This is a genomic window from Pseudoflavonifractor sp. 60 (assembly GCF_009911645.1).
In the GTDB taxonomy this organism is placed as follows: Bacteria; Bacillota; Clostridia; order Oscillospirales; family Oscillospiraceae; genus Lawsonibacter.
The window spans coordinates 106,109-132,508 of sequence record NZ_QWKI01000004.1; the positions used below are offsets into that span (position 1 = coordinate 106,109).

The 26,400-nt window shown below is 58.0% G+C and carries 20 protein-coding genes and 1 tRNA gene; 10 read left to right on the forward strand and 11 right to left on the reverse strand.

Annotation, left to right across the window (positions count from 1 at the left end):
* Positions 1-27 precede the first annotated feature (27 nt).
* From gltA to D1646_RS01315, 8 genes are all read right to left on the reverse strand, one after another.
* On the reverse strand, positions 28-1,419 hold the full coding sequence (gltA, locus tag D1646_RS01280) for an NADPH-dependent glutamate synthase (protein ID WP_201754505.1): 1,392 nt from the start codon (positions 1,417-1,419) through the stop codon (positions 28-30).
* The gene (locus D1646_RS01285; protein ID WP_160634684.1) at positions 1,412-2,260 is read right to left on the reverse strand and encodes a sulfide/dihydroorotate dehydrogenase-like FAD/NAD-binding protein; all 849 of its coding nucleotides are present in this window, start codon (positions 2,258-2,260) and stop codon (positions 1,412-1,414) included. Before D1646_RS01285 ends, gltA begins: the two co-directional genes overlap by 8 nt.
* 110 nt (positions 2,261-2,370) lie before the next feature.
* On the reverse strand, positions 2,371-4,359 hold the full coding sequence (locus D1646_RS01290; RefSeq protein ID WP_243153973.1) for a metallophosphoesterase: 1,989 nt from the start codon (positions 4,357-4,359) through the stop codon (positions 2,371-2,373).
* 32 nt (positions 4,360-4,391) lie between these two features.
* Positions 4,392-4,685 carry a hypothetical protein gene (locus tag D1646_RS01295; RefSeq protein ID WP_160634686.1) on the reverse strand — a complete coding sequence of 98 codons (294 nt, stop codon included), beginning with the start codon at positions 4,683-4,685 and terminating at the stop codon, positions 4,392-4,394.
* 20 nt (positions 4,686-4,705) lie between these two features.
* The gene (locus D1646_RS01300) at positions 4,706-5,707 is read right to left on the reverse strand and encodes an asparaginase (RefSeq protein WP_160634687.1); all 1,002 of its coding nucleotides are present in this window, start codon (positions 5,705-5,707) and stop codon (positions 4,706-4,708) included.
* A gap of 19 nt (positions 5,708-5,726) precedes the next feature.
* Positions 5,727-6,584, reverse strand: coding sequence for a glucose-1-phosphate thymidylyltransferase RfbA (gene rfbA, locus D1646_RS01305; RefSeq protein ID WP_160634688.1), 858 nt, complete (start codon positions 6,582-6,584; stop codon positions 5,727-5,729).
* A 176-nt stretch (positions 6,585-6,760) separates the two neighbouring features.
* Positions 6,761-8,788, reverse strand: a complete 2,028-nt coding sequence (locus D1646_RS01310; RefSeq protein ID WP_347565102.1) for a TRAP transporter fused permease subunit — start codon at positions 8,786-8,788, stop codon at positions 6,761-6,763.
* 226 nt (positions 8,789-9,014) lie between these two features.
* On the reverse strand, positions 9,015-10,022 hold the full coding sequence (locus D1646_RS01315) for a TAXI family TRAP transporter solute-binding subunit (protein WP_160634689.1): 1,008 nt from the start codon (positions 10,020-10,022) through the stop codon (positions 9,015-9,017).
* A gap of 472 nt (positions 10,023-10,494) precedes the next feature.
* On the opposite strand from D1646_RS01315, the gene D1646_RS01320 reads away from it, so the two are divergent.
* Positions 10,495-11,361 (forward strand): rhomboid family intramembrane serine protease, encoded by an 867-nt coding sequence (locus D1646_RS01320; protein WP_201754506.1) that lies wholly within the window; start codon positions 10,495-10,497, stop codon positions 11,359-11,361.
* A 95-nt stretch (positions 11,362-11,456) separates the two neighbouring features.
* Here the strand turns inward: D1646_RS01320 and D1646_RS01325 are convergent, their stop codons facing one another.
* The 3 genes from D1646_RS01325 to D1646_RS01335 form a co-directional block, all read right to left on the reverse strand.
* Complete coding sequence (locus tag D1646_RS01325; RefSeq protein WP_160634690.1) at positions 11,457-12,533, reverse strand: ABC transporter ATP-binding protein; 1,077 nt, start codon at positions 12,531-12,533, stop codon at positions 11,457-11,459.
* Positions 12,534-12,536: 3 nt separating this feature from the next.
* Positions 12,537-14,309, reverse strand: a complete 1,773-nt coding sequence (locus D1646_RS01330) for an iron ABC transporter permease (protein WP_160634691.1) — start codon at positions 14,307-14,309, stop codon at positions 12,537-12,539.
* 162 nt (positions 14,310-14,471) lie between these two features.
* On the reverse strand, positions 14,472-15,647 hold the full coding sequence (locus D1646_RS01335; protein WP_160634692.1) for an ABC transporter substrate-binding protein: 1,176 nt from the start codon (positions 15,645-15,647) through the stop codon (positions 14,472-14,474).
* Positions 15,648-16,153: 506 nt separating this feature from the next.
* On the opposite strand from D1646_RS01335, the gene D1646_RS01340 reads away from it, so the two are divergent.
* From D1646_RS01340 to D1646_RS01385, 9 genes are all read left to right on the forward strand, one after another.
* Positions 16,154-16,229: transfer RNA gene (locus tag D1646_RS01340), tRNA-Ala, on the forward strand.
* 104 nt (positions 16,230-16,333) lie between these two features.
* The gene (locus D1646_RS01345) at positions 16,334-17,164 is read left to right on the forward strand and encodes an IclR family transcriptional regulator (RefSeq protein WP_160634693.1); all 831 of its coding nucleotides are present in this window, start codon (positions 16,334-16,336) and stop codon (positions 17,162-17,164) included.
* A 231-nt stretch (positions 17,165-17,395) separates the two neighbouring features.
* Positions 17,396-18,610 carry a M20/M25/M40 family metallo-hydrolase gene (locus D1646_RS01350; RefSeq protein ID WP_160634694.1) on the forward strand — a complete coding sequence of 405 codons (1,215 nt, stop codon included), beginning with the start codon at positions 17,396-17,398 and terminating at the stop codon, positions 18,608-18,610.
* Positions 18,611-18,630: 20 nt separating this feature from the next.
* Positions 18,631-20,013: a sodium/glutamate symporter gene (locus D1646_RS01355; RefSeq protein ID WP_160634695.1), complete on the forward strand. Its 1,383-nt coding sequence runs from the start codon at positions 18,631-18,633 to the stop codon at positions 20,011-20,013.
* Positions 20,014-20,036: 23 nt separating this feature from the next.
* Positions 20,037-20,966: an arginase family protein gene (locus D1646_RS01360; protein WP_160634696.1), complete on the forward strand. Its 930-nt coding sequence runs from the start codon at positions 20,037-20,039 to the stop codon at positions 20,964-20,966.
* A 128-nt stretch (positions 20,967-21,094) separates the two neighbouring features.
* Complete coding sequence (locus D1646_RS01365; protein WP_347565104.1) at positions 21,095-21,679, forward strand: Fic family protein; 585 nt, start codon at positions 21,095-21,097, stop codon at positions 21,677-21,679.
* Between the two features lie 102 nt (positions 21,680-21,781).
* Positions 21,782-24,385, forward strand: a complete 2,604-nt coding sequence (locus D1646_RS01370) for a DEAD/DEAH box helicase (RefSeq protein WP_201754507.1) — start codon at positions 21,782-21,784, stop codon at positions 24,383-24,385.
* Positions 24,386-24,397: 12 nt separating this feature from the next.
* Entirely contained in the window at positions 24,398-25,120 is a 723-nt protein-coding gene (locus D1646_RS01375; RefSeq protein WP_160634698.1) for an SWIM zinc finger family protein, read from the forward strand.
* 221 nt (positions 25,121-25,341) lie between these two features.
* The gene (locus tag D1646_RS01385; RefSeq protein ID WP_160634699.1) at positions 25,342-26,142 is read left to right on the forward strand and encodes a GNAT family N-acetyltransferase; all 801 of its coding nucleotides are present in this window, start codon (positions 25,342-25,344) and stop codon (positions 26,140-26,142) included.
* The last annotated feature ends 258 nt before the right edge of the window (positions 26,143-26,400 follow it).

Here is a 26,400-nt window from a genome sequence, read left to right on the forward strand (position 1 = left end):
CCAACCCGCGGAGGCGGTCATGTTTACTTACTTCTTGCTCTTGATATACTCGTCAATGGACTTGGCGGCAGACTTACCGGCGCCCATGGCCAGAATGACGGTGGCAGCGCCGGTGGCGGCATCGCCGCCGGCGAAGATGGCGGGGCAGGAGGTACAGCCGTTCTCGTCGGCGGCCACACAGCCCTTCCTGTTCTTCTCCAGGCCGGGAGTTCCCTCATAGCTCATGGGGTTGGGCTGGGTGCCCAGGGACATGATGACGGCGTCTACCTCCATCTTGAACTCGCTGCCGGGCACCGCCATGGGACGGCGGCGGCCGGAGGCGTCGGGCTCGCCCAGCTCCATCTTCACGCAGGTGATGGACTGGACCTGGCCCTTCTCGTCCCCCTCGATGGACACAGGATTGGTAAGCAGGTCGAAGATGATGCCCTCCTGCTTGGCGTGGTGGACCTCCTCGGCACGGGCGGGCAGCTCCGCCTCGGAGCGGCGGTAGACGATGTGGACCTCGGCCCCCAGCCGCTTGGCGCAGCGGGCGGCATCCATAGCCACGTTGCCGCCGCCTACCACGGCCACCTTCTTGTTGTGGAGCACGGGGGTTGGGGCGTCGTCCTTGTAGGCCTTCATCAGGTTGATGCGGGTCAGGTACTCGTTGGCGGAGTACACGCCAATCAGGGACTCGCCGGGGATCTTCATGAACATGGGCAGGCCCGCGCCGGAGCCGATGAAGACGGCCTCGAAGCCGTGCTCCTCGAACAGCTCGGTGATGGTGAGCACCTTGCCGATGACCATATTCAGCTCAATCTTCACGCCCATCTTCTCCAGCTTCTCCACTTCCCGCTTAACCACCGCCTTGGGCAGACGGAACTCGGGGATGCCGTAGCTCAGCACGCCTCCGGCCACATGGAAGGCCTCAAAGACGGTGACCTCATAGCCGAAACGGGCCAACTCGCCGGCGCAGGTCAGGCCGGCGGGGCCGGAGCCGATGACCGCTACCTTGTGACCGTTGCTGGGGACAGCCTCGATCTTTTCGTTGTAGCCCCGGAGGTAGGCCCAGTCCGCAACAAAGCGCTCGATGCGGCCGATAGCGATGGGCTCACCCTTGATGCCCCGGACGCACATACCCTCGCACTGGGTCTCCTGGGGACAGACACGGCCCGAGATGGAGGGCAAAGCGTTGGCGGCGGAGAGGATCTCGTAGGCCCCGTTGATGTCGCCGTCGGCCACCTTGCGCAGAAAGTCGGGGATGGGGATACCCACCGGGCAGCCGCTGACGCAGGGACGGTTCTTGCAGTTCAGGCAGCGGTCGGCCTCGTTCATAGCCGCGCCGGTGGAGTAGCCCAGCGCCACCTCTTTGAAATTCTTGACCCGGTTGGCGGGGTCCTGGTCCCCCATGAGGGTCCGTACATTTTGCATATTAGCCATTCATGGCACCTCCTCCCAGGCGGCAGAGGTGGTCCTCTCTCGCCTTGGTCTCCTGTTCCAGATAGGTCGCGTTGCGGGCAATGACCTCGTCGAAGTCAACCCTGTGGCCGTCGAAGTCGGGGCCGTCCACGCAGGCGAACTTCACCTCGCCGTCCACGGTGAGGCGGCAGCAGCCGCACATGCCCGTACCGTCGATCATGATGGGGTTCATGCTCACTGTGGTGGGGATATCGTACTTCTTAGTGAGCTTGCAGGCAAACTTCATCATCATCAGAGGGCCGATGGCAAAGACATGGTCAAACTTCACCCCGCTGTTAATCAGCGCCTCCAGCTTGCCGGTGACAAAGCCGTGGTAGCCGTAGGAGCCGTCGTCAGTGCAGATGTGCAGGTCGGTGCAGGCCTCAGACATCTCCTCCTCCAGGATAACAATTTCCTGGGTTTTAAAGCCGCCGATCAGGTCCACCTGATTGCCGGCCTGGTGCAGCGCGCGGGCCACGGGCAGGGCGATGGCGCAGCCCAGGCCGCCGCCCAGAACGGCAACCCGGCCCAGGTTTTCCACCTCGGTGGGCAGACCCAGGGGGCCCACAAAATCCTGGAGGCAATCGCCCTCGTTCAGCTCATCCAGGGCCATGGTGGTGCCGCCAATCTTCTGGAAAATCACGGTAACCAGGCCGTCCGCCGTGCTGGAGATGGTCAGAGGAATCCGCTCTCCCTCTTCATCAACCCGCAGAATGATAAACTGGCCCGCCTTAGCCTTGGCGGCCACCAGGGGCGCATACACCGAGATTTGACTGATCTCAGGGGTCAGCGCCTTTTTTTTGGCAATTTCGTATTTCTTCACTGTTTCTCCTCCTGTCAGAGTTCTTCCTTTTTCATCAAACTATTTGCCGCGGGAACAAAACCCTTCCATTCCCTTGGCTATCAAGCGGCCCTGCCGCGCAGATCACAATATTACCACTTTTTCCGCCGGTAGCTGCCGTTGTAGCGCCGGCGTTTTCGGGCCGCCTTGACCCATTTCACCAAGAATCCCACCAGCACCAGGGCCAGGACCACCAGCACCAGGGCGGCTACGCCAATCCAGTTGAGGCTCTTCAGCAGTTCAACGGGGTTCCAGCTGCGGCTCACCACCTTGCGCCCATCTCCGGCGGGCCTGGAGTAGCGGGCTGGAATCCCCTCCTCCCCGAAGGACTGGAGGTAGGCGGCCAGGGCGTACCACTCCTTGATCTCATTTCCGTTTTGGTCCCGGAGGATGCAGGTCTCAAAGTCGGTGACCGGACTGCCGTCCGCCAGCTTGGGCTCCAGGGACAGCAAGCCCAGGGATTTGCCCTTCACCGTGCCCAGCATCTGGGCGGAGTACATGCCGGTGACCACCCGGTAGAGCTGGTCGTCCTCGATCTCTTCATACCAATCTATGATATCGGCAGGCACAGGCACGGCACTGCCCTCAGCGTCAACGACTTCCACGTCAGGTGCGGCGTTTACGACCTGATGCAGCTGGATATCCATAACCCGGTTGAAGAACATCCGGTGGGTGTTGAAGGAGTAGTGCAGCCCCGACACATACAGCTGGGCGGCGGGCATAATGGGCGTCACAGAGGCGTCCACCTCGGCAATGGCCTTCAGCTCCCTGCCTGTGAGGTACACCCCCACCAGAGGGAAGCCGGAGGTGCCGTCGCTGCCCACTCCCATGGACAGCACGTCAAAGGCCATGGAAGTGGTAATCTCCCCCGAGGACAGGGGTGCGCGGAGCACTCCGTCGGCGGTTACAGACACCGTGAATACATCCGGGCTGTCCGCCTCCAGATTCTGCGTGGCCCAGAGGAAGGCGTCCGCCACCAGCTCCCCCAGGGAACTGCCCTGCTGAACTCCGGATTCCGGCGTGGGCAGGTCGAAATCGGTGTGGGTGAGCACCTTATCATAGGTCAGGCCGTAGCGGCCCAGGTAGGTCCCCCCCACCAGCCCCTTCCACCGCTCCACTATGGCGGCAATGTCCGGGTCCTCCGGCAGGGTCTCGTCAATGGGGGTCAGGTGGTAGTCCGTCAGCTTTTTTTCGCCGTTCTCCGACCACTCCAGGGTTATAGACCCCAGATTCTGGCAGTAGGGCCCGGCGGAGATGATATAGGTATTGTTGACAAGGATGGGCTCGGTCAGCGTCGTATGGGTGTGACCGGAGACAATCAAATCAATCCCGCTCACCTTCTCCGCCAGCCGCTCATCCTCCGACAGCTTCTTTTTCTCATTCGTCCCCGAGTGGGACAGACAGATGATGAACTGGGCCCCTTTCTCCTTGAGGGCGTCCACACACCGCTGGGCATTGCTCACCATATCCCCCAGCTCAAAGCCGGAGGAGGGAGCGCAGGCGTGGGAGTCCTCCCCCATCAGGCCAAAAATGCCGTAGGTGACGTCCCCCCGCTCCAGCAGGATATAGTCCTCCACGTCGTAGGCAGCCATAGCGCGCTGGATGTCCAGCCGGTCCGGATTACTGGCGCTGGGTTTGTAGTTGGCCATCACCAGGGCCGGGGTCTTGTCGCCGCTGTCCAGCGCGGCGCTGAGCATACTGGCAAAGCCGGTGCCGGTGTGGTCAAACTCGTGGTTGCCGGCGGTCACCACGTCGTAGCCCATGGCGCCCATGGTGCGCAGCTCCGCCGCCTGGGTCGTATACAGGGTCTGAATCAGCGAACCGATGGAGAAGTCGCCACCGTCCACCGTCAGGGCGTCCGGGTGGGCCCGGCGCTCCCAGTCCAAGGCGACCCTCAGGCGGGCGTAGCCCCCCGACTCGCCCCCCTCCCCGTCCGCCTGGGGCAGAAAATGGGAGTGGAGATCGTGGGTAAACAAAACGGTGGTACTGTAACGCCCGGACTCCGCCGCTACAGCGGGCAGCAGAGAGAGCAGCAGCAAAACCGCCAGAAAAAACGCAGAAATTGGGCGCGAACGCTTCATCGGGGCCTCCATTCAGTCTTAAAAATTCCAAATTACTCTTGTCTCATTGCTTGCCACTTTTTCCAATTGGACAGGCTTCCCCAAACCAGGGCAGCAATGTACACAGCCGCAAATAGACAGAAAACCACCTTATCTCCCCAATTCACCTGGCTGGTAAACACATCTCTGACTCCCAGCGTCATTAAAATGACAACAAACAGGCTCAGAATACTAAGAAAAACATTAACGGGCAGCTGAATTTTTTTCCACAGTGGTGGATTCATCTTCTTTAACATAGCATCGCCCGCTATCAATAAAATCACAGCACCTACTGATATCCAATTCATAACCCCCCTCCACAGGCCTGTCAGCGAATCAAATCACACTGGACCGGGCGGTAAAACAGCTCCCGTACCTGTTCCGGCTCTCTGGTCTGGCCCAGGACCCACATCAGCTTGGCGGCGGCGGCCTCCAAGGTCATATTGTAGGCCTCAATCAGAGGAAACTTCTCCTTCACCTGCTGGCCCACCTGGTAGACCGACATATCACTGCCCTCATAGGGCACCTGAGTCATCATTACAATGGTCTTGCCCGCCTCCAGCCACTCGCTCATGGCCTGAGCCAGGGGACCGCTCCCCCCGCCGGGCAGCCCGCCAACCCCGAAGGACTGGAGGATCACCGCCTGGTAGCTGTCCTTCAGCAGGCCCAGGGCCTCCGCTCCCATGCCCGGAATCAACGTGAGCAGCAGGACCTTGTCCTCCAGACTATCGTAAAACACCGGCTCCGCCCCGTAGGAGTAGGCCCGGGGCGCCAGATAGCGGATCAGCTTCCGATCCCGGATGACAGCAATCTCCGGATAGTCCACGCTTGAGAAGGCGTTAAAGCTCTTGCTGCGCTCCTTCCGCGCACGGGTCCCCAAAATGACCCGGCCGTCAAAAACCAGGCTCACGTCATGGGACTGGCGGTCGGCGGCGTAGAGGACACTTTGAAACAGGTTGCGCCGGGCATCGGTGTCGTCCAAGCAGATGGATTTTTGGGAGCCGGTGATGACAATAGGCTTGGGAGAATCCTGAATCAGGTAGGACAGGGCGGCGGCGGTATAGGCCATGGTGTCAGTGCCATGGGTGATGACAAACCCGTCATAGTCCTCATAGTGCTCCCGAATGGCCGCTGCAATTTTCAGCCAGTGACTGGGCCCCACGTTGGTGCTGTCCAGATTCATCAGCTGGACCGCCTCCATCCGGCACAGCTCTCCCACCGCCGGCACGTAGCTCAAAATTTCCTCCGATGTAATGGCCGGGCTAAGTCCCTGTCCGCTCTCCTTGGAGGCGATGGTGCCCCCGGTAGCCAACAGCAGAATCCGTCTCATTTGTCCTGTCCCGCCTTTCTCACAGACACTGTAAATATTTCCCGTACAGGGTCATGGACAGCTCCGCTCCAATGGCGTGGACCTGCTCCTCGCTGACCCAGCCCTCATAAAGAGCCAGCTCCTCCAGACAGCCCACATAGCGGCCGGTGGTGTCCTGAATTTTCTTGATGGTCTCCCCCGCCACCAGCAGACTGTCAGCTGTGCCGGCGTCCAGCCAGGTAAAATTGCGCTCCAGGGGGATCACCTGAAGCTGGCCCCGGCGCAGATACTCCAAATTCACATCGGTAATCTCCAGTTCCCCCCGGGGAGAGGGCTTCAAGTGGTTGGCAATTTCCATCACCTGGTGGTCATAGAAGTACAGACCGGGGATGATGTAATTGGATTTGGGGTAGCGGGGCTTCTCCTCAATGGAGATGGCCTTGCCCTCCTTATCAAACTCCACCACACCAAAGGGGCGGGGGTCCTCCACCCAGTAACCGAATACGGTGGAGCCCCGGTCATTTGCGGCAGCCCGCTTTAAGGTGGCGGCCAAGGTGGGGGCGTGGAAGATATTGTCCCCCAGCACCAGGCACACCCGGTCGCCGCCCACAAATTCCTCGCCGATGAGCAGGGCGTCGGCGATGCCCCGGGCCACCGGCTGTTCGGCGTACTGAATGGACAGCCCATACTGACTGCCGTCCCCCAGCAGAGCCCGGAAGGTGGCCGTCTCCTCCGGCGGAACGATAATCAGAATCTCCGAGATGCCCGCCTGCATCAGGATAGCGATGGGGTAGTAAATCAGCGGCTTATCATACACCGGCAGCAGGGGCTTGCACACCGGTTTTGTCATAGGGTACAGGCGGGTCCCCTTCCCCGCCGCCAAAACAATACCTTTCATATGACCCTCCGTCTGGCCCTCATGCCTGCCTTACAGGATTACAGCCGATTTTCATTTATTTTAACATAGAACCCATCTCTTTTCAAGGGAAAGTGTTCCCTAACTATAACAACCGACGGGGCATAACAGCCCCGCCGGTTTGTTGGATTTATCAAATTGGAAGGAAGATACCGTCCTCAGGCGGCGGTGATATGTTTTGCACCCATGCGCTGGAAAATGACCACACCGGCCACGACCACCAGGCCAATCACGTCGGTGAGCTCACCGGGGATCATCATGCACAGGCCACCGGCGGCAATCAGAATCCGGAACAGGGGGTTGATGGGCCGGTAGAGATAGCCGTTCAGCGCAGAGGCCACGCCGAAAAGTCCGGCCAGAGAGGTGACAATAATGAGGACAGCCTGAACGATCTTCATAGTCATGGTAGTGCCCTCCTCAAACTGGAAGAGCATGGTGGGATTCAGCGCGAAGATATAGGGCACCACAAAGGCGGCAATGGCCAGCTTTGTGGCGTTGAAAGCCGTCTTCATCGGAGTAGACTTGGCGATGGCGGAGCCGGCGTAGGCGGCCAGAGCCACAGGGGGCGTAATATCGGCCACGATGCCAAAGTAGAAGACGAAGAAGTGGGCCGCAATCATGGGCACGCCGATCTGCTCGCTCATCAGGATGGGGGCGCAGGTGGCAGCCATGATGCAGTAGTTGGCGGTGGTGGGCACGCCCATGCCCAACACGATACAGCACAGCATGGTGAGGAACAGGGCGATGATGGTCACGCCGCCGGAGACAGACACAATGGTCCGCAGCAGGATATTGGCCAGACCAGTGGTGGTGATGCACCCGGCCACCAGACCCGCCATAGCGCAGGCGGCGGCCACGGTGATGGTGCCCTTGGCGCCCGCCTCCAGGGAGTCCAGCACCTTCATAAAGCTGATGTTGTCCGTCTTGTCCTCGTTCCCGGTCAGGTGGTTCACCACATTGTTGATGAGACCCACCACAATGGTGACCAGGATGGCAATGGCAGCGGAGAACTGCATGGTCCGGGTACCGCTGGACACCATCGCCACCAGGATAATCAGGGGCAGCAGCAGATAGATCTTGGGCAGCAGCTTCGTGAATTTCGGCAGCTGCTCCTTGGGGATGCCCTTCAGACCCAGCTTCTTGGCCTCCAGATGGACGGCGATAAAGATGCCGGTGAAGTACAGCAGAGCAGGCAGAACGGCCAGCAGAGCGATCTGGGCATAGGGGAAACCGGTGTACTCAGACATGAGGAAGGCGGCGGCGCCCATGATGGGGGGCATGATCTGACCGCCGGTAGAGGCGGCGGCCTCCACCGCACCGGCAAACTCGCCCTTGTAGCCGGTCTTCTTCATCATGGGGATGGTGACAGAGCCGGTAGTGACGGTATTGCCCACTGAGGAGCCGGACACCATGCCGCACAGGGCGGAGGAGATAACGGCCACCTTGGCCGGGCCGCCGGAGGCAGAGCCGGCCACACAGTTGGCTAGGTTGATAAAGAAGGCGGAGATTCCGGTGCGCTCCAAAAACGCGCCAAAAATGATGAACACCACGATAAACTTCTGGCAGGTGGCGATGGGGGTTCCGATGATGCCGCTGGTGGTGTAGAACAGGTCATAGATGACCTTGCCGAAACGGACCTGGGTAAAGGCGTAGATCAGCAGCACGCCCACCACGCACAGGATGGGGATGCCCACACTGCGGCGGCACAGCTCGATCATGGCCAGTGCGCCCAAAATCGCCAGGGTCAGCATCATGGGGTCCTTGGAGGCGGCTACCGCGCTGGTAGTCTTGATGGTGGAGGCATTGATGGCGAAGTAGAAGAAGGGAGCGGAGCCCACCACCATAATGATAATATCATACCAGGGCAGGCTGTTGGGCTTGACATTGCCCTTGCGCATGGGGAAATTCAGGTATCCAATCACAACCACCAGGCCCACAAACATGGCCAGGCGGAATTCAGGCAGACGGGTGTCCCACAGGGTCAGGTACAGGCAGAAGAGGGAGAAGCCGATAAAAATGCACTTGACCGCCCACTTCTGCCAGCCCTCCCATATGCGCACGTTGGACTCCCGGTCATACTTTTTCATGACCTCTTCCAGGTCAGCGGCACTGCCAGTGTCCTGGCTGTCCACAGCCGCCTCGCTCACTGGAGGAGCAGATCCCTTTTCTTTCTTCCAAAAGCTCACATTCTTCTCTCCTTTCAATCTTTTCCTTCCAACCCGCCCAGCGGCCTAATCCCTCCCAGGAGGACAGGGACAAATTTGGAAGCTCCTTTCCTTCCGATCCTGTTTCCTGCTCCCCGCCTCTCCCCCGGCGCCGGGAACACGAAACAGGATCGGAAGCCTGATAACAGATGGACTGCGGCGGAACAAATCCACCGCAGTCCGATGGCTGCTCGAAAAATTTAATGGGTTAATTGGTGGGAACAGTGAAGCCCTTTTCGCTGAAGTACTTGGCAGCGCCGGAATGATAGGGCACAGCGGTAACGCTGGCGGCAAACTCCAGGCTCAGCTCGCTCTTCTTGTCGTGGCTCAGCGTATCGATGCTGTCAAAGATGCCAGCGCAGACGTTGTAGATGTCGTCCTCGGTGCAGTCGTTCCGGGCGATGATAACGGCGCCCACGGCCACGGTGGTGGCGTCAGCGTCCAGGTTATAGGCGTCCTTAGAGATGACATTCTTAGTGTAGTAGGGGGAGGCGGCGATCAGCTTGTCGATGTGCTCGTCGTCCAGCTCCACCACATAGACGTCGCGGGTGGCGGCCAGAGCGGTGACGGCGGTGGTGGGCGCACCGGCCACGATGAACGCGGCGTCGATCTTGCCGTCCTGGAGGGCGTCAGCGCTGTCGCCGAAGGACTGGTAGGTGGGGTTGATATCGTCCAGGGTCAGGTCGTAGGCGGTGAGCACGTCAATGGCGTTGAAGTAAACGCCGGAGCCGTTCTCGCCCACGGAGACGTTCTTGCCGGCCAGGTCGGCAACTGTCTTGATCTCGGGGTTCAGGGTGATGATCTGGACCTGCTCCATGTACAGGGCGGCCACGGTGGAGAAGCTGTCGATCTTCTCGGTGAACAGGCTGGTGCCCTCATAGGCGTAGGCCATAACGTCGGACTGGACGAAGCCCAGCTGAGCGTCGTTGGCGTCCATGTTCTCGATGTTGCCCTTGGAGCCGGCCCCCACAATGGCGTTGACGGTGGTGCCGGTCTTGTCGCTGATCTGGCCGGCAATGACGCTGCCGAAAGCGTAGTAGGTGCCGGACTCGCCGCCGGTGGTGAAGGTGAGGGTGCCGCCCTTGGCGCTGTTGGAGGGCTGGCTGCCGCCGCCGGCACTTCCGCCGCCGTCTTGGCTGTTATTGCCGCCGCAGGCGGTCAGCGCCAGGCCCATGGTCATCACCAGGGCGAGGGCAAATGCAAGTTTTTTCTTCATACTCTTTCCTCCATATTTCAAATTGGCGTTGCTCTCACCTTTATAAGGTGAGAGCAAAAAGCGCTAGCGCTTTTTGCCGTTATCCGCGGGCACCCCTGCCCGCAGCTACAGTATACTACATCTTACCCAAAAATGCAAGATACTTTTTCGCTCCGCCCCTGGGCCCGAGCCTGTAAATAAGTTTTCATATAACTCAGAAAGTATCACCCGGTACAAAACAGCAGAGGGATATAAAGCCGAGACCAGAGGAGCCGCCCAAGGTATCAGGGCATTCCGCCAGTCTGCTTCTGCATTTCGGTTAAAAGGGGGCTCACTGCACTGGAAGTTCCAATAAAATCACATCCTGCCGCTAAATTCGGCCCAGCACCCCATCCTCTCCTCGTGATGAATTTGTTTACACTTTGGACGTAGACTTTTCCCGAAAAATTGGTTACAATGAAAAGTACGATATTAAGTAAAAGGAGGCTCAGCCATGAGAACTCTGTCCCGCTGGCTGTCCCGCTTCAGCTATAACCACCCCAACCTGCGTGTGGAAGGGCTGATCCGCTACATCATTGCCGGCAATCTGTTGGTCTTTATGCTGGACCTGTTTACCCACGGCGCGTCCACCTACTGGCTGTACTTTGTCCCCAGCCTCATTTTCCGGGGACAGGTTTGGCGGCTAATCACCTTCATTTTTGTCCCCATGAGCTTCAGCCCCCTGAACTTTGTGCTGTCCACCGCTTTCTTCTACTTCATGGGGACCCGGCTGGAGGCCGCCTGGGGCGCCGCCCGGTTCACCGTCTACTATGGCCTGGGGGTTATCCTGAACATCGTGGTGGGCCTGCTGCTGGCCCTGATTAACCCCGCCTACCGGGCTTTTGTCACCGCCGATATGCAGTACCTCCACCTGTCCCTCTTCTTTGCCTATGCAACCCTCTACCCCGACCTCCAGGTGCTGGCCCTCTTCTTCATCCCCATCCGCATCAAGTGGCTGGCCCTGCTGGACGCCGCCTTGTTTGCCTATGAGATTCTGGTCTACCTCTCCTACGGACAGTTTGCCATGGCACTGCTGCCCATTATCTCCATTTTTAACTACCTGATCTTCTTCTGGGATGATCTGATGGATTACCTGAACCGCGGGAGGGCCAGGGTCCAGCACCAGCGCTCCTCCCAGACCATCAACTTCAAAAAGGCCCAGCGGGAGCTCCAGCAGCGCCGGGGCTATCTGCACAAGTGCTCTGTGTGCGGCGTCACCGACCGGGACAACCCGGATATGGAATTTCGCTACTGCTCCAAGTGCAACGGCTACTACTGCTACTGCGCCAATCACATTAACAACCACACCCATGTGCAGTGACAATCCTCCAGTTCCCCGTCTCCATAACACATCCCCCCTGATTTTGTACTCATCAGGGGGGATTTTTTCCTATGTCCAGTTTTACGGCGGATGTCTTAGAGAATATGGACCGACTCCGGGTCGAAGACCAGGGAACACTGCTCGCCCACCTGGTAAATACGCTTGTTCTTGGGATTATAGTCGGTGAGCTTCACCAGAGTATTGCCCACCTTCACATGGTAGTTCTGATAAGAGCCCATAAAGCAGGACAGGGTCACCTGGCAGGGCAGTCCCCCCTGGTCCCGCAGCACGGCGGACTCGGGCCGCAGTACCACGGTGTACTCTGTGCCCGCTGTCATGCCGGCCTTGGCGGGGACCCGGGTGGGAGAGCCCTCCACCTTCAAAATGGCGTGGTCGCCGTCCATCCGTTCCAGGGTCCCCTTGAGAAAGTTGGCCTCGCCGATGAAGTCGGCCACAAATTCGCTGTTGGGATGGTAGTAGATCTCCTGGGGGGAGCCCATCTGGGCCACCACACCCTTGTTCATGATAATAATGTTGTCGCTGAGGGCCATTGCCTCGCTCTGGTCATGGGTCACGTAGATGGCGGTGATGCCCACCTCCTGCTGGATGCGGCGGATCTCGGTGCGCATGGATACCCGCAGCTTGGCATCCAGATTGGACAGGGGCTCGTCAAAGAGGAGGACGGAGGGCTCGATCACCAGCGCCCGGGCCAAGGCAACCCGCTGCTGCTGGCCGCCGGAGAGCTGGTTGGTCATGCGGCCCTCCATGCCAGTGAGCTCCACCAGGTCCAGAATGCGCATGACCCGCTTTTGAATCTCCTCCTTAGACACCTTACGCAGCTTCAGTCCGTAGGCCACGTTGTCAAACACGTTGTAGTGAGGCAGCAGGGCGTAGCTCTGGAAGACCATGGCCGTATCCCGCTTGTTGGGGGTGAGGGCGTTGATGGCCTGGTCCCCCAGGTAGATCTCCCCCTCGTCCGGGCTCTCAAAGCCGGCAATCATACGCAGGGTCGTGGTCTTGCCGCAGCCGGAGGGGCCCAGCAGCGTGACAAAGGAGCCCGGCTCGATGGTCAGGGAGGTGTCCTTCACCGCGTAAAAGTCCTTACCGGTTTTGGGGTCCTGGTAGATTTTGGAGATGTGGTCCAGCCGGACCCCCTTTTTCACTTTGGACATGGTTTAGCCCTCCTTGATTTTTTTGCTGGTGCCAAAATACTTGATAAACAGATTCATCAGCCGCACTGAGCCGTAGGTAATGAGAATCAGGATGGTGGCAAAGGCGCAGGCGATGGAGTAGGCGCCCTTCTCGGCAAACTCGTTGATCTGGACGGTGATGAGGTAGACGCTGGGGGTCACCAGCAGGATGATGGCGGAAATGGCGGTAATGGACCGGACAAAGGCGGTCACCAGGCCGCTGAGGAAGGAGTCCTTGATGAGGGGCAGGGTCACCGTCATAAACACCTTAAAACTGTCCGCCCCCATGTCGTAGGCCGACTCCTCAATGGACTTGTCAATCTGCCGCAGGGCGGAGATGCCGCTGCGGGTTCCGGTGGGCAGGGAGCGGACCACAAACACGATAATTAGAATGGCGGCGCTGCCGTAGAGCCCCTGGAGGAAGCCGGTGTGGAACACGCCCCCGGAGAAGCCCCGGATGTAGCCCACGCCCAGCACCGTCCCGGGCACCGCCATAGCCAGCATGGACACCGCCTCAATAAAGCCCTTGGCCTTGAACCTGCGCTTGACCACCAGGTAGGAGATAATCATGGACAGCAGGGCGGTGATGGGGGAGGCAATGAGGGACAGGACGAAGGAGTCCCGGAAAGCCTGGAAGCCGTGGTAGCGGGTAAACACCTGGCTGAACCACTTGAAGGTGAGGGGGGTGAACTTGTAGCCCCAGGTGGGGAACAGGGCGCCGATTGGGACACAGGCGTACATCAGAATGACGAAGAAGGCCGCCAGGGAGCAGAGAAGAGTCAGGGGGATGGTGACGCTCTTGTCCTCAATGAGCATCCGGCCCCGGGAGGCCTTACCAGTGAGTGTGGCGGCGGTTTTCGCCTCTAAATAGTATTTTTGGACAATGAACATCCCCAACGTAATACAGAGCAGCACCACAGCCATAGCCGCTGCACCCGCCTTGTCATAGGCGCCCGTAATCTGGAGGTAGATGGTGGTGGCCAGGGTGTCGTAGGAGCCGCCGATAATCATGGGGTTGGCAAAGTCGGCGATGGACTCAATAAAGGTCACCAAAAAAGCGTTGCCCAGGCCGGGGAGAAGCAGGGGCAGAGTCACGGTAGTGAAAACGGTCCACCGGCTGGCCCCCATGTCCCGGGCGGCCTCCTCCAGAGAGGGGTCGATGTTCTTCAGTAGGCCCTTGAGCATCATGTAGCACACCGGGAAGAAGGTGAGGGTCTGAACAATAACAATACCCCAGAAGCCATAGACGCTGTTGTCATAAATGCCCAGCAGAAAACGGGTTATGATGCCTGCCTTGCCGAAGAGCATAATCATAGACAGGGACAACACAAAGGGAGGCGACACCACGGGCAGCATGGACACCACCTTAAACAGACCGCCCATAATATTGGGAGTAAAGCGGACAGCCTTCCAGCCGACGGGCATGGGAATCAGGAACACGGAATCGGAACCGGGCACCTTGACATAGACCTCCACATAGGCAAAGAGCAGCCCCACAATGGTGGACAGAACACCAACCAGAAAGCCCACCTTCAAGGTGTTGCCAATCGCGGTGCGGAAGGTGGGCATGGCCATTACCTTTTGGAAGGTGGCTGTGGTAAAGCCCTCTCCGCCATAGAAGCTGTCCACCAGCAGAATGGCCAGAGGATAGAGGATGAACAGGGTCAGAAATGTGATAAGGACTACAATGGTGCCCACCAGAATGGGATCGGCCATCAGCTTTTTTCGGTCCAGAACCGCGCTCTGACTTCTTGCCATAGGAACCCCTCCTTATTTCAGAGTAAATCGCCGGGAAACAGGGCGTGACGGCCTGCCGCGCCGTCTTCGGGCGGGTCCGCCGCGCCGGGGCGTCGCGCCCTGTGGGATGAAAAGCAGCGCGGAGGACGGCGCATACCGCCGTCCTCCGCTGTTTGCGGTATGTTACTCGGTCTGGAAGCGGCCGGTATCGCCAGTGTTGGCGCCGGCAGAAGCCAGGGCGGTCATAACCTCTTCGATATAGGTGCTGATGTTGGCGGTAGCATCCTCGAAGTCGTAGTCCATCACGTTGTTGGGGTCCAGCCCGAAGTCATAGGCGGCCTGGGGCTGCTCGGCGTTGTCCAGAACCAGGAACTGGTAGGAACCCACCTCATCGGCCTGGTTCACGCAGTCGGGAGACAGGGCATATTCAATCCACAGCTTGGCGGCGTTGGGATGGGCAGCGCCCTTGAAGATGGCAGTGGCACCAATCTCGCAGGAGGTGCCGCTGGAGGGGATAATCAGCTCGATGTTCTCATAGCCGTTGTCCAGAATCTGAGTAATGCCGTCGTGGAGGAAGCCGATGCCGATAACGCACTCGCCGGTGCCCACGTTTTTGGAGGGGCCGGAACCGGACTTGGTGTAGACCTCGATATTCTTATCCAGGTCCACCAGGTACTGGATGCCTTCGTCGTGGCCGTACTTCTGGATCATGGTGTTGATGACCAGTTTGGCGGTGCCGGCGGTGTTGTAGTTGGACAGCCAAATCAGTCCCTGGTACTCGGGCTTGAGCAGGTCGGGCCAATCCTGGGGGGCCTCCAGATTCATCCGGGCCAGCTCGTCCTTGTTGACCATGAAGCCCAGAATGCCGGTGTAGATGCCGTGCCACATATTGTCGGAGTGCTTATACACATCCTTGGTGATGTGGGAGGCGTTGATGGCCTCATAGGGCTCCAGCAGACCCTCGGCAGCCACCACATTGTAGGGATCGGTGGTGCCGCCAAACCAGACGTCGGCGGAGGGATTGCCGTTCTCCTCCTCAATCTTGGCCTGGACCTCGCCGGTGGACAGGCGCTGGAAGGTGGTCTTGATGCCGTACATCTGCTCAAACTTCTCACAGGCTGCGGCCAGGTAGTCCTCCTCGCAGGAGCCGTAAACCACCAGCTCGCCCTCGGCCTTGGCGGCCTCGATCAGCGCGTCCATCCCGTCGGTGGGAGCAGGAGTGCTGGAGCCGCCCTGGGAAGAGCCGCCCTGACTGCCGCCGCTGGACTGACCGCCTTGATTCCCTGAGTTTCCTCCGCCGCAGGCAGCCAGAGACAGAACCATGGCCGACGCCAGCAGTATGGATAGTACTTTCTTCACGTTTCATTCCTCCATTTTCGTTTTCATCCCTTGACTTGCAGGGGGTGCTGCCCCTGTTCCGCAGGACTCCCTTATTGTAGAACGCTAAGGAAAAAAGTCAAGGAATATGCAGCATTTTCCCTGTAAAACTCTTGTAAAGACTCCCGGTCAATGGGCATTATGACTAATTTTTCTTCCTTAAATTTCCTGGACACGTTTCAATTAGCAAAGAACGAAAAAAGGTCTTTACATTTTGAAAAAATCTGCTATAATAAAGGAGCTGCGGCTGAGGTGAATTAGGTCTGACACGTTGCCGGAAGTACAAGCGTGCCAGCTGTATGCAGCGCATTTTGGAGCGTAACTCGAATGGTTGCCATTCGGTTTACATCCGCAATTTCTGATTTGTCGTTATTACCACCAAAATTTCATACGGGCTCGTAGCTCAGTTGGGAGCCTGCGGGCTTCGTTTAGCAGACCCTAAGCAAGTGGCAGCAGCACCTTACAAAATGGAATAATTGAAAAAATTTGGGCTTGTAGCTCAGCTGGGAGAGCGTTCGGTTCGCATCCGAGAGGTCGAGGGTTCGAGTCCCTTCAAGTCCACCAAATCCCGCAAAATCACATGGTTTTGCGGGATTTTTATAAGCAGATTTCAATTCGATCATGGGCATCCATCTTCCATGATGCCGGAAAACTGGAGAGAACGAATTATGGCGGGATCGGAAAAGAAGCCACCGAATCCGGATGTTAAGACGATCCAGTCCGTGGACCGGGCGCTGGACATTCTGGAATGTCTCTGCTTTCAAAACAGCTACAGGCTAGGTGAGCTGGCGGAGCGGTGTCACTTGAACAAAACAACGGCCTTTCACATCCTGAAGACGCTGGAGAGCCGGGGATACGTGGAGAAAAGCTATGACACCTCGGTCTATAAGTTGGGCTGGCGGATCTTCGAGGTCTTCGCGGCCATCTACCAGAGCATTGACATCAAGCCCATCATCCTGCCCTATATGGAGCGAATCCGGGAGCAGACCAACGAGACCGTCAACCTCAACTACTTTGCCAAGATGGAGAACTACTACGCCAGCATCAATTTTATTCAGCTGGAGTCCTCCCACTCCCTGAAATACTCGGCGGACATCGGGACCCACACTCCCATCCACTGTACCGCCGCCGGAAAGGTCCGTTTTCTGGGATACTCCCAGGCCATGCTGGAGGAGCAGCTCCAGTACACCCCCTTTGACCGCTATACCGAGCACACTGTCACAGACCCGGAGGTGTTCCGCGCACAGCTGGATGAGATCCGGAAGCAGGGCTTCTGCATTGAAAAGGAGGAGTATCTGCCGGGGATCTGTTCCGTGGCGGTGCCCCTGTTCAAATACACGGGCCGGGTGATCTACGCCGTCTCTGTTTCGGTGCCCACCTTCCGCGCCTCGGACCAGCGGCTGCGGGAGATTGCCGTCGGGATGATGGATGTGCTGAGCAGCTCCACAACCTGCCCGGATTTGTTATTCAAAGGGGCCCCTATTCCCCCCTGCCCATAACATTATACATGAAAAACGGCCTGTCCGCTGTCTGCGGGCAGGTTCTTTTTTACTCCTCCATATTTTATATTATAAAACAATAATTTATATTATAAAATTTTTCTTGACAAGCACCGGGATTTATGGTACTAATGAAATGAAGCTTGGTCCAAGAAGATTTTCAATGGCAGTCCATACTCCACTAGCGCTGGTGGAGAATAACCTGCCGCGGCAAAGAAAGGAGCGTGAAAGGTGATTACACCTCAACAGATCATTCATATGGTGGACGCCTGTCAGGACGAGGCAATTCAATGCCTACAGGAGGCGGTCCAAACGCCCAGCCCCACTGGGGAGGAACTGGCCATCAGCCGGCTGTTCACCAGATGGATAGCGGACTGCGGGCTGACCGTGGAACAGTACGAAGCGGAGCCGGGCCGTCCCAACCTCATCGCCCAATGGCATGGCAGCCGGCCGGGGAAGCGTTTTCTGTTCAACGGACACCTGGATGTATTTCCCCCGTCGGATGGGGATGGCGGCTGGTACGGCCCCTGGTCCGGCAAAATCGCGGACGGCTTTCTGTATGGACGCGGGGCGGTGGATATGAAGGGCGGAGACTGCGCAGCCCTGATGGCGGTGCGGCTGCTGCGCAGGATGAACTTTGATCCCAAAGGCAGTGTGATACTCAGCTACATGGTGGACGAGGAGAACGGCGGCTGGAAGGGCGTGCGGTATCTCATCGACCAGGGACTGCTCAAAGCGGACGTTGGCCTGTGCATGGAGCCAACCAACGGTCGCATTCTCCACCGGCACCGGGGGATTCTGAGGATGAAGTTCACCTACCGGGCTCAGCCCCACCACGCCAGCACTCCCCACCCCACCTGCGATGCCCTGCAAAAGGCGGTCACCGCTATCCAGCGGCTCTACGCCCTGAACGAAACCCTCCGCGACCGGACCGACGAGTTTGGCGCCCCGTCCCGGTGCCTGTCTGTCACAATGCTCCACGCGGGGAACACGCCCAATGTTCAGCCCGGCCTGGCGGAATTTGTGGTGGACCGCCGGGTGGATTTGGACGAGGACCCGGAGCGCGTCAAAGGGGAAATTCTAGATATCTTTGACGGGCTGGAACGGGCGGACCCGGAGTATCACTACGCGTACTCCATCCTGTCTGACCGCCCTGTGCTGACGGTGCCGGCGGACGACCCCTTTATCCTGAGCGCCGCCCGCTCCTATGAGAAAATCATGGGCCGGCCCGCAAAGCTGTACACCCGGGCCGGCGGCTCCGACGCCGCTTCTCTCTACCAGGCGTACCGGCTGCCCATCCCTAACTTGGGGGCAGCCCCAGACTTTGACGAGCGAGGCGCGGCTGACCCCTTCGGCAGCGGGACGCCCAATGAGCGGCTGCGGCTGAGCGACTATTTAGACTCCATCAAGTACTACATGATGATTGTTGCCGACACCCTTTCCTGATATAATTTGGAGGTGGTTCTATGACAAACGCAGAAATCAATATTTTTTTCCAGACGGTGGCCATCCTGGCGGCGCTCCTGCTGCTGGGGACCTTTCTCCGCGCGAAAGTGAAACTCTTCCAAACGCTGTTCCTGCCGGCCTGTGTAATCGGCGGTGTAATCGGGCTGATCCTGGGCCCCAGAGTGCTGGGCCTGCTGCCCATCTCTGAGGAGATCATGACCACGGCGTCCAACCTGCCCGGACGGCTGTTCGGCGTGATCATCGCCGCCCTGCCTATGTGCGCCCAAAAGCTGAAAAAAGAGGACCTGATGAATCAGACAGACGGTGTACAGCTTGGAATCATCATCACACTGATCTCCGCCTTGCAGTTTGTAGTTGGATTCGCAGTCAATGTGGTATCCAACGCCATGGGACTGGAGCTCTACGACGGCTACGGCGCCGAAATGATGCTGGGCTTCTGCGGCGGACACGGCACCGCGTCCACCATCGGTACAAACTTCCAAAACCTTGGGATGGACTACTGGGAGCTGGCCCAGGGCTGCGGCATGACTTTTGCCACGCTGGGCATGGTGGGCGGCATCCTGGCCGGCATCTACATCATCAACCGGTACGCCAGAAAGGGCCTGACCAACTATGTGACCAACCCCAAGGACCTGCCCAGGGAGATGAAAACCGGTCTGTACAGCGAGCCGGAGGAGTGCCCCAGCGCCGGGCGGCAGACCACCGCCGGAGGCTCAATTGATACCCTGGGCCTGCACTTCGCGCTGATTATGTTCGCGGTGGGCGCCGGATACCTCATCAGCAGGCTGATCAAAACCTATCAGATCCCTCTGCTGATCTATATGGCCGACTGGTTCTGGATGCTCATCGCCATGTACATTATTTGGCCGGTCATCCGCCTACTGGGATGGGATAAATATTTCGACCCCAGCATCAAGAGTAAAATTCAGGGCTGCTGCACCGATTTTGTGGTGGCCTCCGCCATTATGAGTATGCCGATCTCCATGGTGCTGGAGCTCTGGCTGCCTATCCTGGTCAGCGCCGTGCTGGGCTTCCTGGTCACCGTCCCCGTCGTCCTGATCCTATGCAGGCACTATATGCACGAGGACTGGGTGGAGAAGTCCATGGGCCCCATCGGTATGCTGACGGGGGACTTTATCACCGGCGTTCTGCTCACCCGGATGCTGGACCCGGACTTCAAATCCACCGCCATGGGCGACTTCTCCATCGCCTACTCCCTGAACACCTTCTACTGCGTGGTCCTGGCGGCGGTGATCTTCCCCTATGTGGTCAACAACGGAGCCTTCAGCGCCATGCTCTTTGTGGGCTCCCACGCGGTCGTGCTGGCCATCCTCATGGTGGTCTTCGGGCGCATTACCAGGAACAAAAAGCGGACTGCCTAGAACGCGGAATATGGGAGGCTTTTATGAGAAAAGCAGCGGGACTTACCGTAATTGAGTGCAAATACTGCTACAACAAATGGAGAGTAGACTGTTCCGGCGGGACCCCGGTCTTTACCTCTGAACTGAAGGAGTTCCAGCAGCCCAGAGAGGTGGACCTGTACCACGCCTGCGGCGCGTACAGCGCCATGGGGGTGCCGGTGGAGATCCACAATGTGGACTATGAGAACTACAGTCAGTACGCGCCCTACGCGGGGGTGACCCGGGACTACTCCGACGCGGTGTACAGCGCCCTCTCCCAGGGGCGGGCGGTGCTGGTGGCGGGGGGGTATTGCAACTACGCCCCAGCCATTTTGGGCGGACTGCAGCGGGCGCTTGGCGCGGACCGGCGCATCGGCGTGGTATGGATCGACGCCCACGCCGACTGCAGGGTGCCGGAGACCTCTCCGGAGCCCGTTCGCCTGGTAGGGGTCCCCCTGTCCACCATGGCCGGGCTGACTCTGCCTGTGTACCGCCGGGAGGTGTGCGGCCTGGAAACGCCCTGCCGTGGCGAGGATATCCTGGCCAGCGACCTGCGGATGATGGATGAAACCACAGCCGAAAATCTGTGTGCGGCCAACATCGCGCCGGTGGACGGCAGCATATTTGAATCGGAGGCCCTCTGGCGGGAAAAGGTCTCCGCGCTGGCGGAGCGGGTAGACGCCATCTATCTGTCCGTGGATGCGGACATCCTCAAGCCGGACTATGTCCCCGCCTATGAGAAGCGGGTCCCCTTGGGGCACGACCTGGACGTGGTGGCCAGAAATGTCCAAGCCGTGATGGAAACCGGAAAAGTCGGCGCGTACTCCCTGTTCTGTTTTGATTTTGACCACTATGAGCAGGGCGGCGAGCGAACCTACGCCAGCGGAAAAACACTGGTGACCGCCGGACTGGAGCGCTGGAGCATGATCCCATAGACAAAAATCCCCCTGCCCAATCGGAGCAGACCTGAAGCGGTTTGCCGGATTGGACAGGGGGTTCCTTGACACACGGGTATTATACTATTTCTTCAGAGTTTTGAAATACCTTTGTATTGTTTAGCCCTTTGCCGCCCTACGAGACGCCTGAGGCCATTGACATGATTTGTGCCAGCTATAATCGGGTTCTTGATACCCAGGAGATTGATCCGCTGATCCTGATTCCAGTTGTGATCCACGATTTTCTGTGTGTCCACCCCTTTAACGACGGAAACGACAGAATGGGCCGTTTGTTGACCATACTGCTGCTCTACCGCTCTGGATATCATGTGGGGAAGTATATTTCACTGGAAAGTAAGATTGCCAAGAACAAGGATTTGTACTATGATTCGTTAGAGGCCAGCCAGGGCGGCTGGTATGAGAACGCAGACGATCCAACACCGTTTATCAAATATTTGCTCTCGGTCATCCTGGCGGCTTATCGGGAACTGGATGAGCGGTTGGAGTTGGTTGGGGACAAGTCCCCAGCTATTGAAGTAGTGCGGCGAGCTGTGGAGAGCAGGCTGGGAAAGTTCTCAAAGACTGATATTTTGGAGCTCTGCCCCACGCTGGGAAAAACTTCTGTGGAGAGCTCTCTCAAAAAGCTGGTGGAGCAGGACATTCTTGTGCAGCACGGAAAGGGTCGGGCGACCTTTTATACCAGAGCTTGTTGAAAGGTACTCTCTGCGCTATAATAGAGGAAAGTTTTGCCTGCTCTGTAAGAGAGCTATATGCCGGCAGCGGGTGAAGCGATGAAACAGGCGGAGGTATGTTACATGACGGAGAAAATCACGTTTCCCCTGGAGCTTGTTCTGACGCCAGACGGCTTTGTCCCGGAACTGCCGGGCAGCCGGCACACAGAGGAGGGAAAAGCCCTGCTGGCCCGGTGGAAGGAAAACCGCTGCAAAGAGCTGTACCATTTGGGCCAGCGGGAACGTCCCGAAGGGCTGTCCCCATCGGTGTTGTACTTATATACGGTGGCGGAGGCCTTCTTCCGCGCCCTGACCTCCCTGCCCGAGCTGGAGCTTTTGCGGGAGAGAGCGCAGGCATTGCTCTCCGATGAGGAGACGGCCAGACTGCTCCAGGCGGTCCCCTTTGTCATCGGCGCGGAGTATGTAAACCGAGCTTGGCTGGAAGGGCTTTTTCTGCGCTTGAACGAGGTATTCTCCGAGGAAATCGGAGCCTATACCGGAACGGTGGCCTTCTATCTGGCTGAGCAGAGCCAGCGGCTGAGGGTTCCGGAGCGGGTCTTTTTCCACATCGTGGAGAGCGGAGACGAGGCGTTTCCCTTTGCCTTTCTGGCCACCTACGCCACAGAGGGGAAGAACAGGCAAATTTCCCATGTACCCCTGCAATATGCCCTGACCGAGTACAAAAATGAGCGGGAAAAGCTGTTGGAGCTGCTGGCCTGCCTGAACCGGGCGGCGGAGGTCTCGCCTCTGATCGGGGCGTTCATGGAGAGCGGCGAACTGTTCCATCCCCTGAAACTGACGGCGGAGGAGGCCTTTCAGCTTTTGAAGCACACCATGGAATTTGAACAGGCGGGCATACTGTGCCGGGTCCCCAACTGGTGGCGCAAGCGCAATGCCGCAGTCAGTCTGTCCATCAGCCTGGGCGGAAAGAAGCCGTCTATGGTGGGCTTCAGCGCCTTGGTCTCGGTTCAGCCCGAGCTGGCGGTGGATGGTATCCCCCTGACCCGAGCGGAAATCCAGGTTCTGTTGGCCCAAACCGAGGGCCTTGCCCTGCTCAAAGGCCGGTGGGTGGAGGTGGACCACCGCCGGCTGCGGGCGCTGCTGGAACAGATGGACTCCCTCCCCGATGAAATCACTCTGTTAGACGCTCTGCGCACGGAGTTGGACAAGCCCTGTGCCGATGTGGGGGGCACCATAACCCACGGCGCGTGGCTGGGGGAGCTGTTGGCCCGCCTGAAGGAGCCGGAGGCCATTCCCACCCCTGAGCTGCCCAAAAGCTTTCATGCCGATCTGCGCCCCTACCAGCGGACCGGTTTTACCTGGCTGCACTATATGAGTTCCCTGGGCTTTGGCGCCTGCCTCGCGGACGACATGGGCCTTGGAAAGACGGTGCAGGTGCTGGGATACCTGGAACGTCTGCGCGGGGACAAGCCATCGGCCCGGGTGCTGCTGGTGGTTCCCGCATCCCTGCTGAGCAACTGGAACAAGGAGACTGCCCGCTTTGCCCCGGAGCTGGAGCCGCTGATTCTACACGGCAAGTCCTCCGCCGCGCTGGAAGAGCTGCTGGAGAACCATCCGGTGTTTTTGACCGTGACCACCTACGGTATGGCGGCACGGATCAAGGGGCTGCAGGACATCACCTGGGAATGTGTCATTCTGGATGAGGCCCAGGCCATTAAGAACCCCCTGACCAAACAGACGCAGGCGCTGAAAAAGCTGTCCGCCCATATGCGCGTGGCTATGACCGGCACACCGGTGGAGAACGATTTGACCAATCTCTGGTCTCTGTTCGACTTTTTGAACAAGGGGCTTCTGGGTTCCTCTCAAACCTTTAAGATGTTCTGCAAAGGCCTGGACGAGCGGCCGGAGGGCTACGCCCGGCTGCGGGCCATGGTGGCCCCCTTCCTGCTCCGGCGGCTGAAAACGGACAAACGGATCATTGCCGACTTGCCGGAGAAGCTGGAGATGGTGGAGCATATCTCTCTGTCCAAAAAGCAGGCGGTCCTCTACCGCAAGGCGGTGGCGGATATGGAGCGCAGGCTGGAAGACGCAGAGGGCATTGGCAGGAAAGGGCTGGTGCTGTCTACCATTCTGAAGCTCAAACAGATATGCAATCATCCCGACCAGTACCTGGGTCAGCAGGGGTTTGAGGAAAAGGACAGCGGCAAGCTGACCGTTCTAAGAGAGTTGTGCGAAACCATCCGGGATAAGCGGGAGCGGGTATTGGTGTTTACCCAGTATCGGGAGCTGACCAGGCCGCTGGCGGAATTTCTCACCGGCATTTTCCACGCCCGAGGCCGTGTTCTTCACGGCGGTACGCCGGTGAAAAAGCGCGGGGAAATCGTGGATGACTTCCAAGGGGAGGACTATGTCCCCTTTATCGTACTGTCCCTGAAGGCCGGAGGGACGGGACTGAACCTGACAAAGGCCAGCCATGTGATCCACTTTGACCGGTGGTGGAATCCGGCGGTGGAGAATCAGGCCACCGACCGGGCCTACCGCATTGGGCAGACCCGAAATGTTATGGTACATAAGCTGGTCTGCGACGGAACCATTGAGGAAAAGATCGACGCCATGATCCAGGCCAAGAAGGAGCTGGCGGCGAACGTGCTGGGCGGGGGCGGAGAGAAGTGGCTGACCGAGCTGAGCAACGACGAGCTGCTGTCTCTGCTGCGGCTGGATGGATGAGAGGAGGACGTGATGAGTCGTTATTGGGAGGATGGATTTTACAGCCAGCCCACCACTTCGGAACTGAAGCGGAAATCAGAGGCCAGCCGGGCGAGTGCGGAGAAGAAGGGCAAGCGCCTGGAGCCTGTGGTCATTCAGGGCCGCAATATCGCCAAAAGCTGGTGGGGAAGGGCATGGTGCAATAACCTGGAGCGGTACGCTGACTATGAAAGCCGACTGGGCCGGGGCAAGCGGTACGTCAAAACCGGAGCGGTCATTGACCTGAACATCTCAAAGGGCAGGATTCAGGCCAAAGTGCAGGGGTCCCGGAAAACGCCCTACAAGGTGGAGATCCGCATCAGCCCCCTGTCCGAGGAGCGGTGTCAGGAGATCCTCCAGAACTGCGGAAAGCGGGTGGAAACACTGGAAAAGCTTTTGGCTGGAGACTTTCCTGAGGAACTCAAGGAGTTGTTCACCCAGCGGGACGGACTGTTCCCCTCATCCAGAGAGATCAGCTTTTCGTGCAGCTGCCCCGACTGGGCGCTGATGTGTAAGCATGTGGCGGCGGTCCTCTATGGGATTGGGGCGCGGCTGGACGAAAATCCGTCCTTGTTTTTTGAACTGCGGGGAATCGAAATGGGCCGCTTTATTGATGTGGTGATTGCCAACCGGGTGGAACAAATGCTGAAAAATGCCGACCGGACCAGCGGCCGGACCATTGACGAAGGGGATATCCGCGGACTGTTCGGGATATAAGAATCCTTATATTCGACCCTGAACTGATTGCCATTCAGTGGCAAGGTAAGTATGGGCGTGGTGCGCTCCACGTTCATCATTGACGAGAGCGGTATGATCGAAAACGTGATGCCCAAGGTAAAGTCCGATACCAACTTGGCGGATATTTTGGCGTATCGGAATGCAGAATGATGAGTTTCCCTGGTGCATCACTACAAGCCAGTGGGGAGGGAGCACATAAAATGAATCGAATTTACACTATCATCCAAAAAGAGAAAATGAAGCGTGTTTCAGATGAAATACTTGCCTCTCTTTCTAAACTTGAAAAAAGGGAGGCTTTGGCAGGTGAAACATCTACATACAGCAAGCAGGAAATTATAGACATCATATCAGCATTTCTCGATCCGTCCAAGCCAAGTACAGTGGAAAAATGTTGGGATTTTAGCCAGGAAAGGACAAAGCCGGTTTTCATTGCGGATGGAACAGTCCTGCTGCGCCCGCTCTCCGCCAGGGATGCGGAATTTTACGCAGCAATTCGGGAGCAGTATTCCATTTTTCACAAAGATCTTACTATGGCGCAATTAATTGAATATTGGAGTCCGGAGATCAGGAAGACTTCTGCGTTTTACTGTGTAATAGAAGTTGAGGATGGCAGCCATGAAATAGGCTATATCGCAGTAAAGGATACCTCCAAAGAACTTTGGGAAATTGCGATCGAGTTGGACAAGACCCATTGCGGCCAGGGTTGTGGCTCAAAAGCAATCACGCTGTTTTTGAAGCGGCTGAATGAAATAACCACCAAAAATCAGTTTCAATTTCTGGTGGAAGTGGATAATATTCCCTGCCAGAGCTGCATGAAAAAAGCCGGTGCAGAATTGACCGGCTTGCATAATTTTGCCTTTGACAGCGAAGAAGCAGCAGAACAATTTGAGGAAACCCACTTGGCTCTAATAACAGAACATATGCGCACACTTGCGGCAAAGTTGGGCGTGGAGCCGCGAAAGCTGCTCAGCCATGTACTGGATTACCGGATCAACATTTGATGAGACCCCCAAAGGCATCCTGACTTCCATCAGAGATTGCTTCAATTTGAGGAAACCCACTTGGCTCTAATAACAGAACATATGCGCACACTTGCGGCAAAGTTGGGCGTGGAGCCGCGAAAGCTGCTCAGCCATGTACTGGATTACCGGATCAACATTTGATGAGACCCCCAAAGGCATCCTGACTTCCATCAGAGATTGCTTCAATTTGAGGAAACCCACTTGGCTCTAATAACAGAACATATGCGCACACTTGCG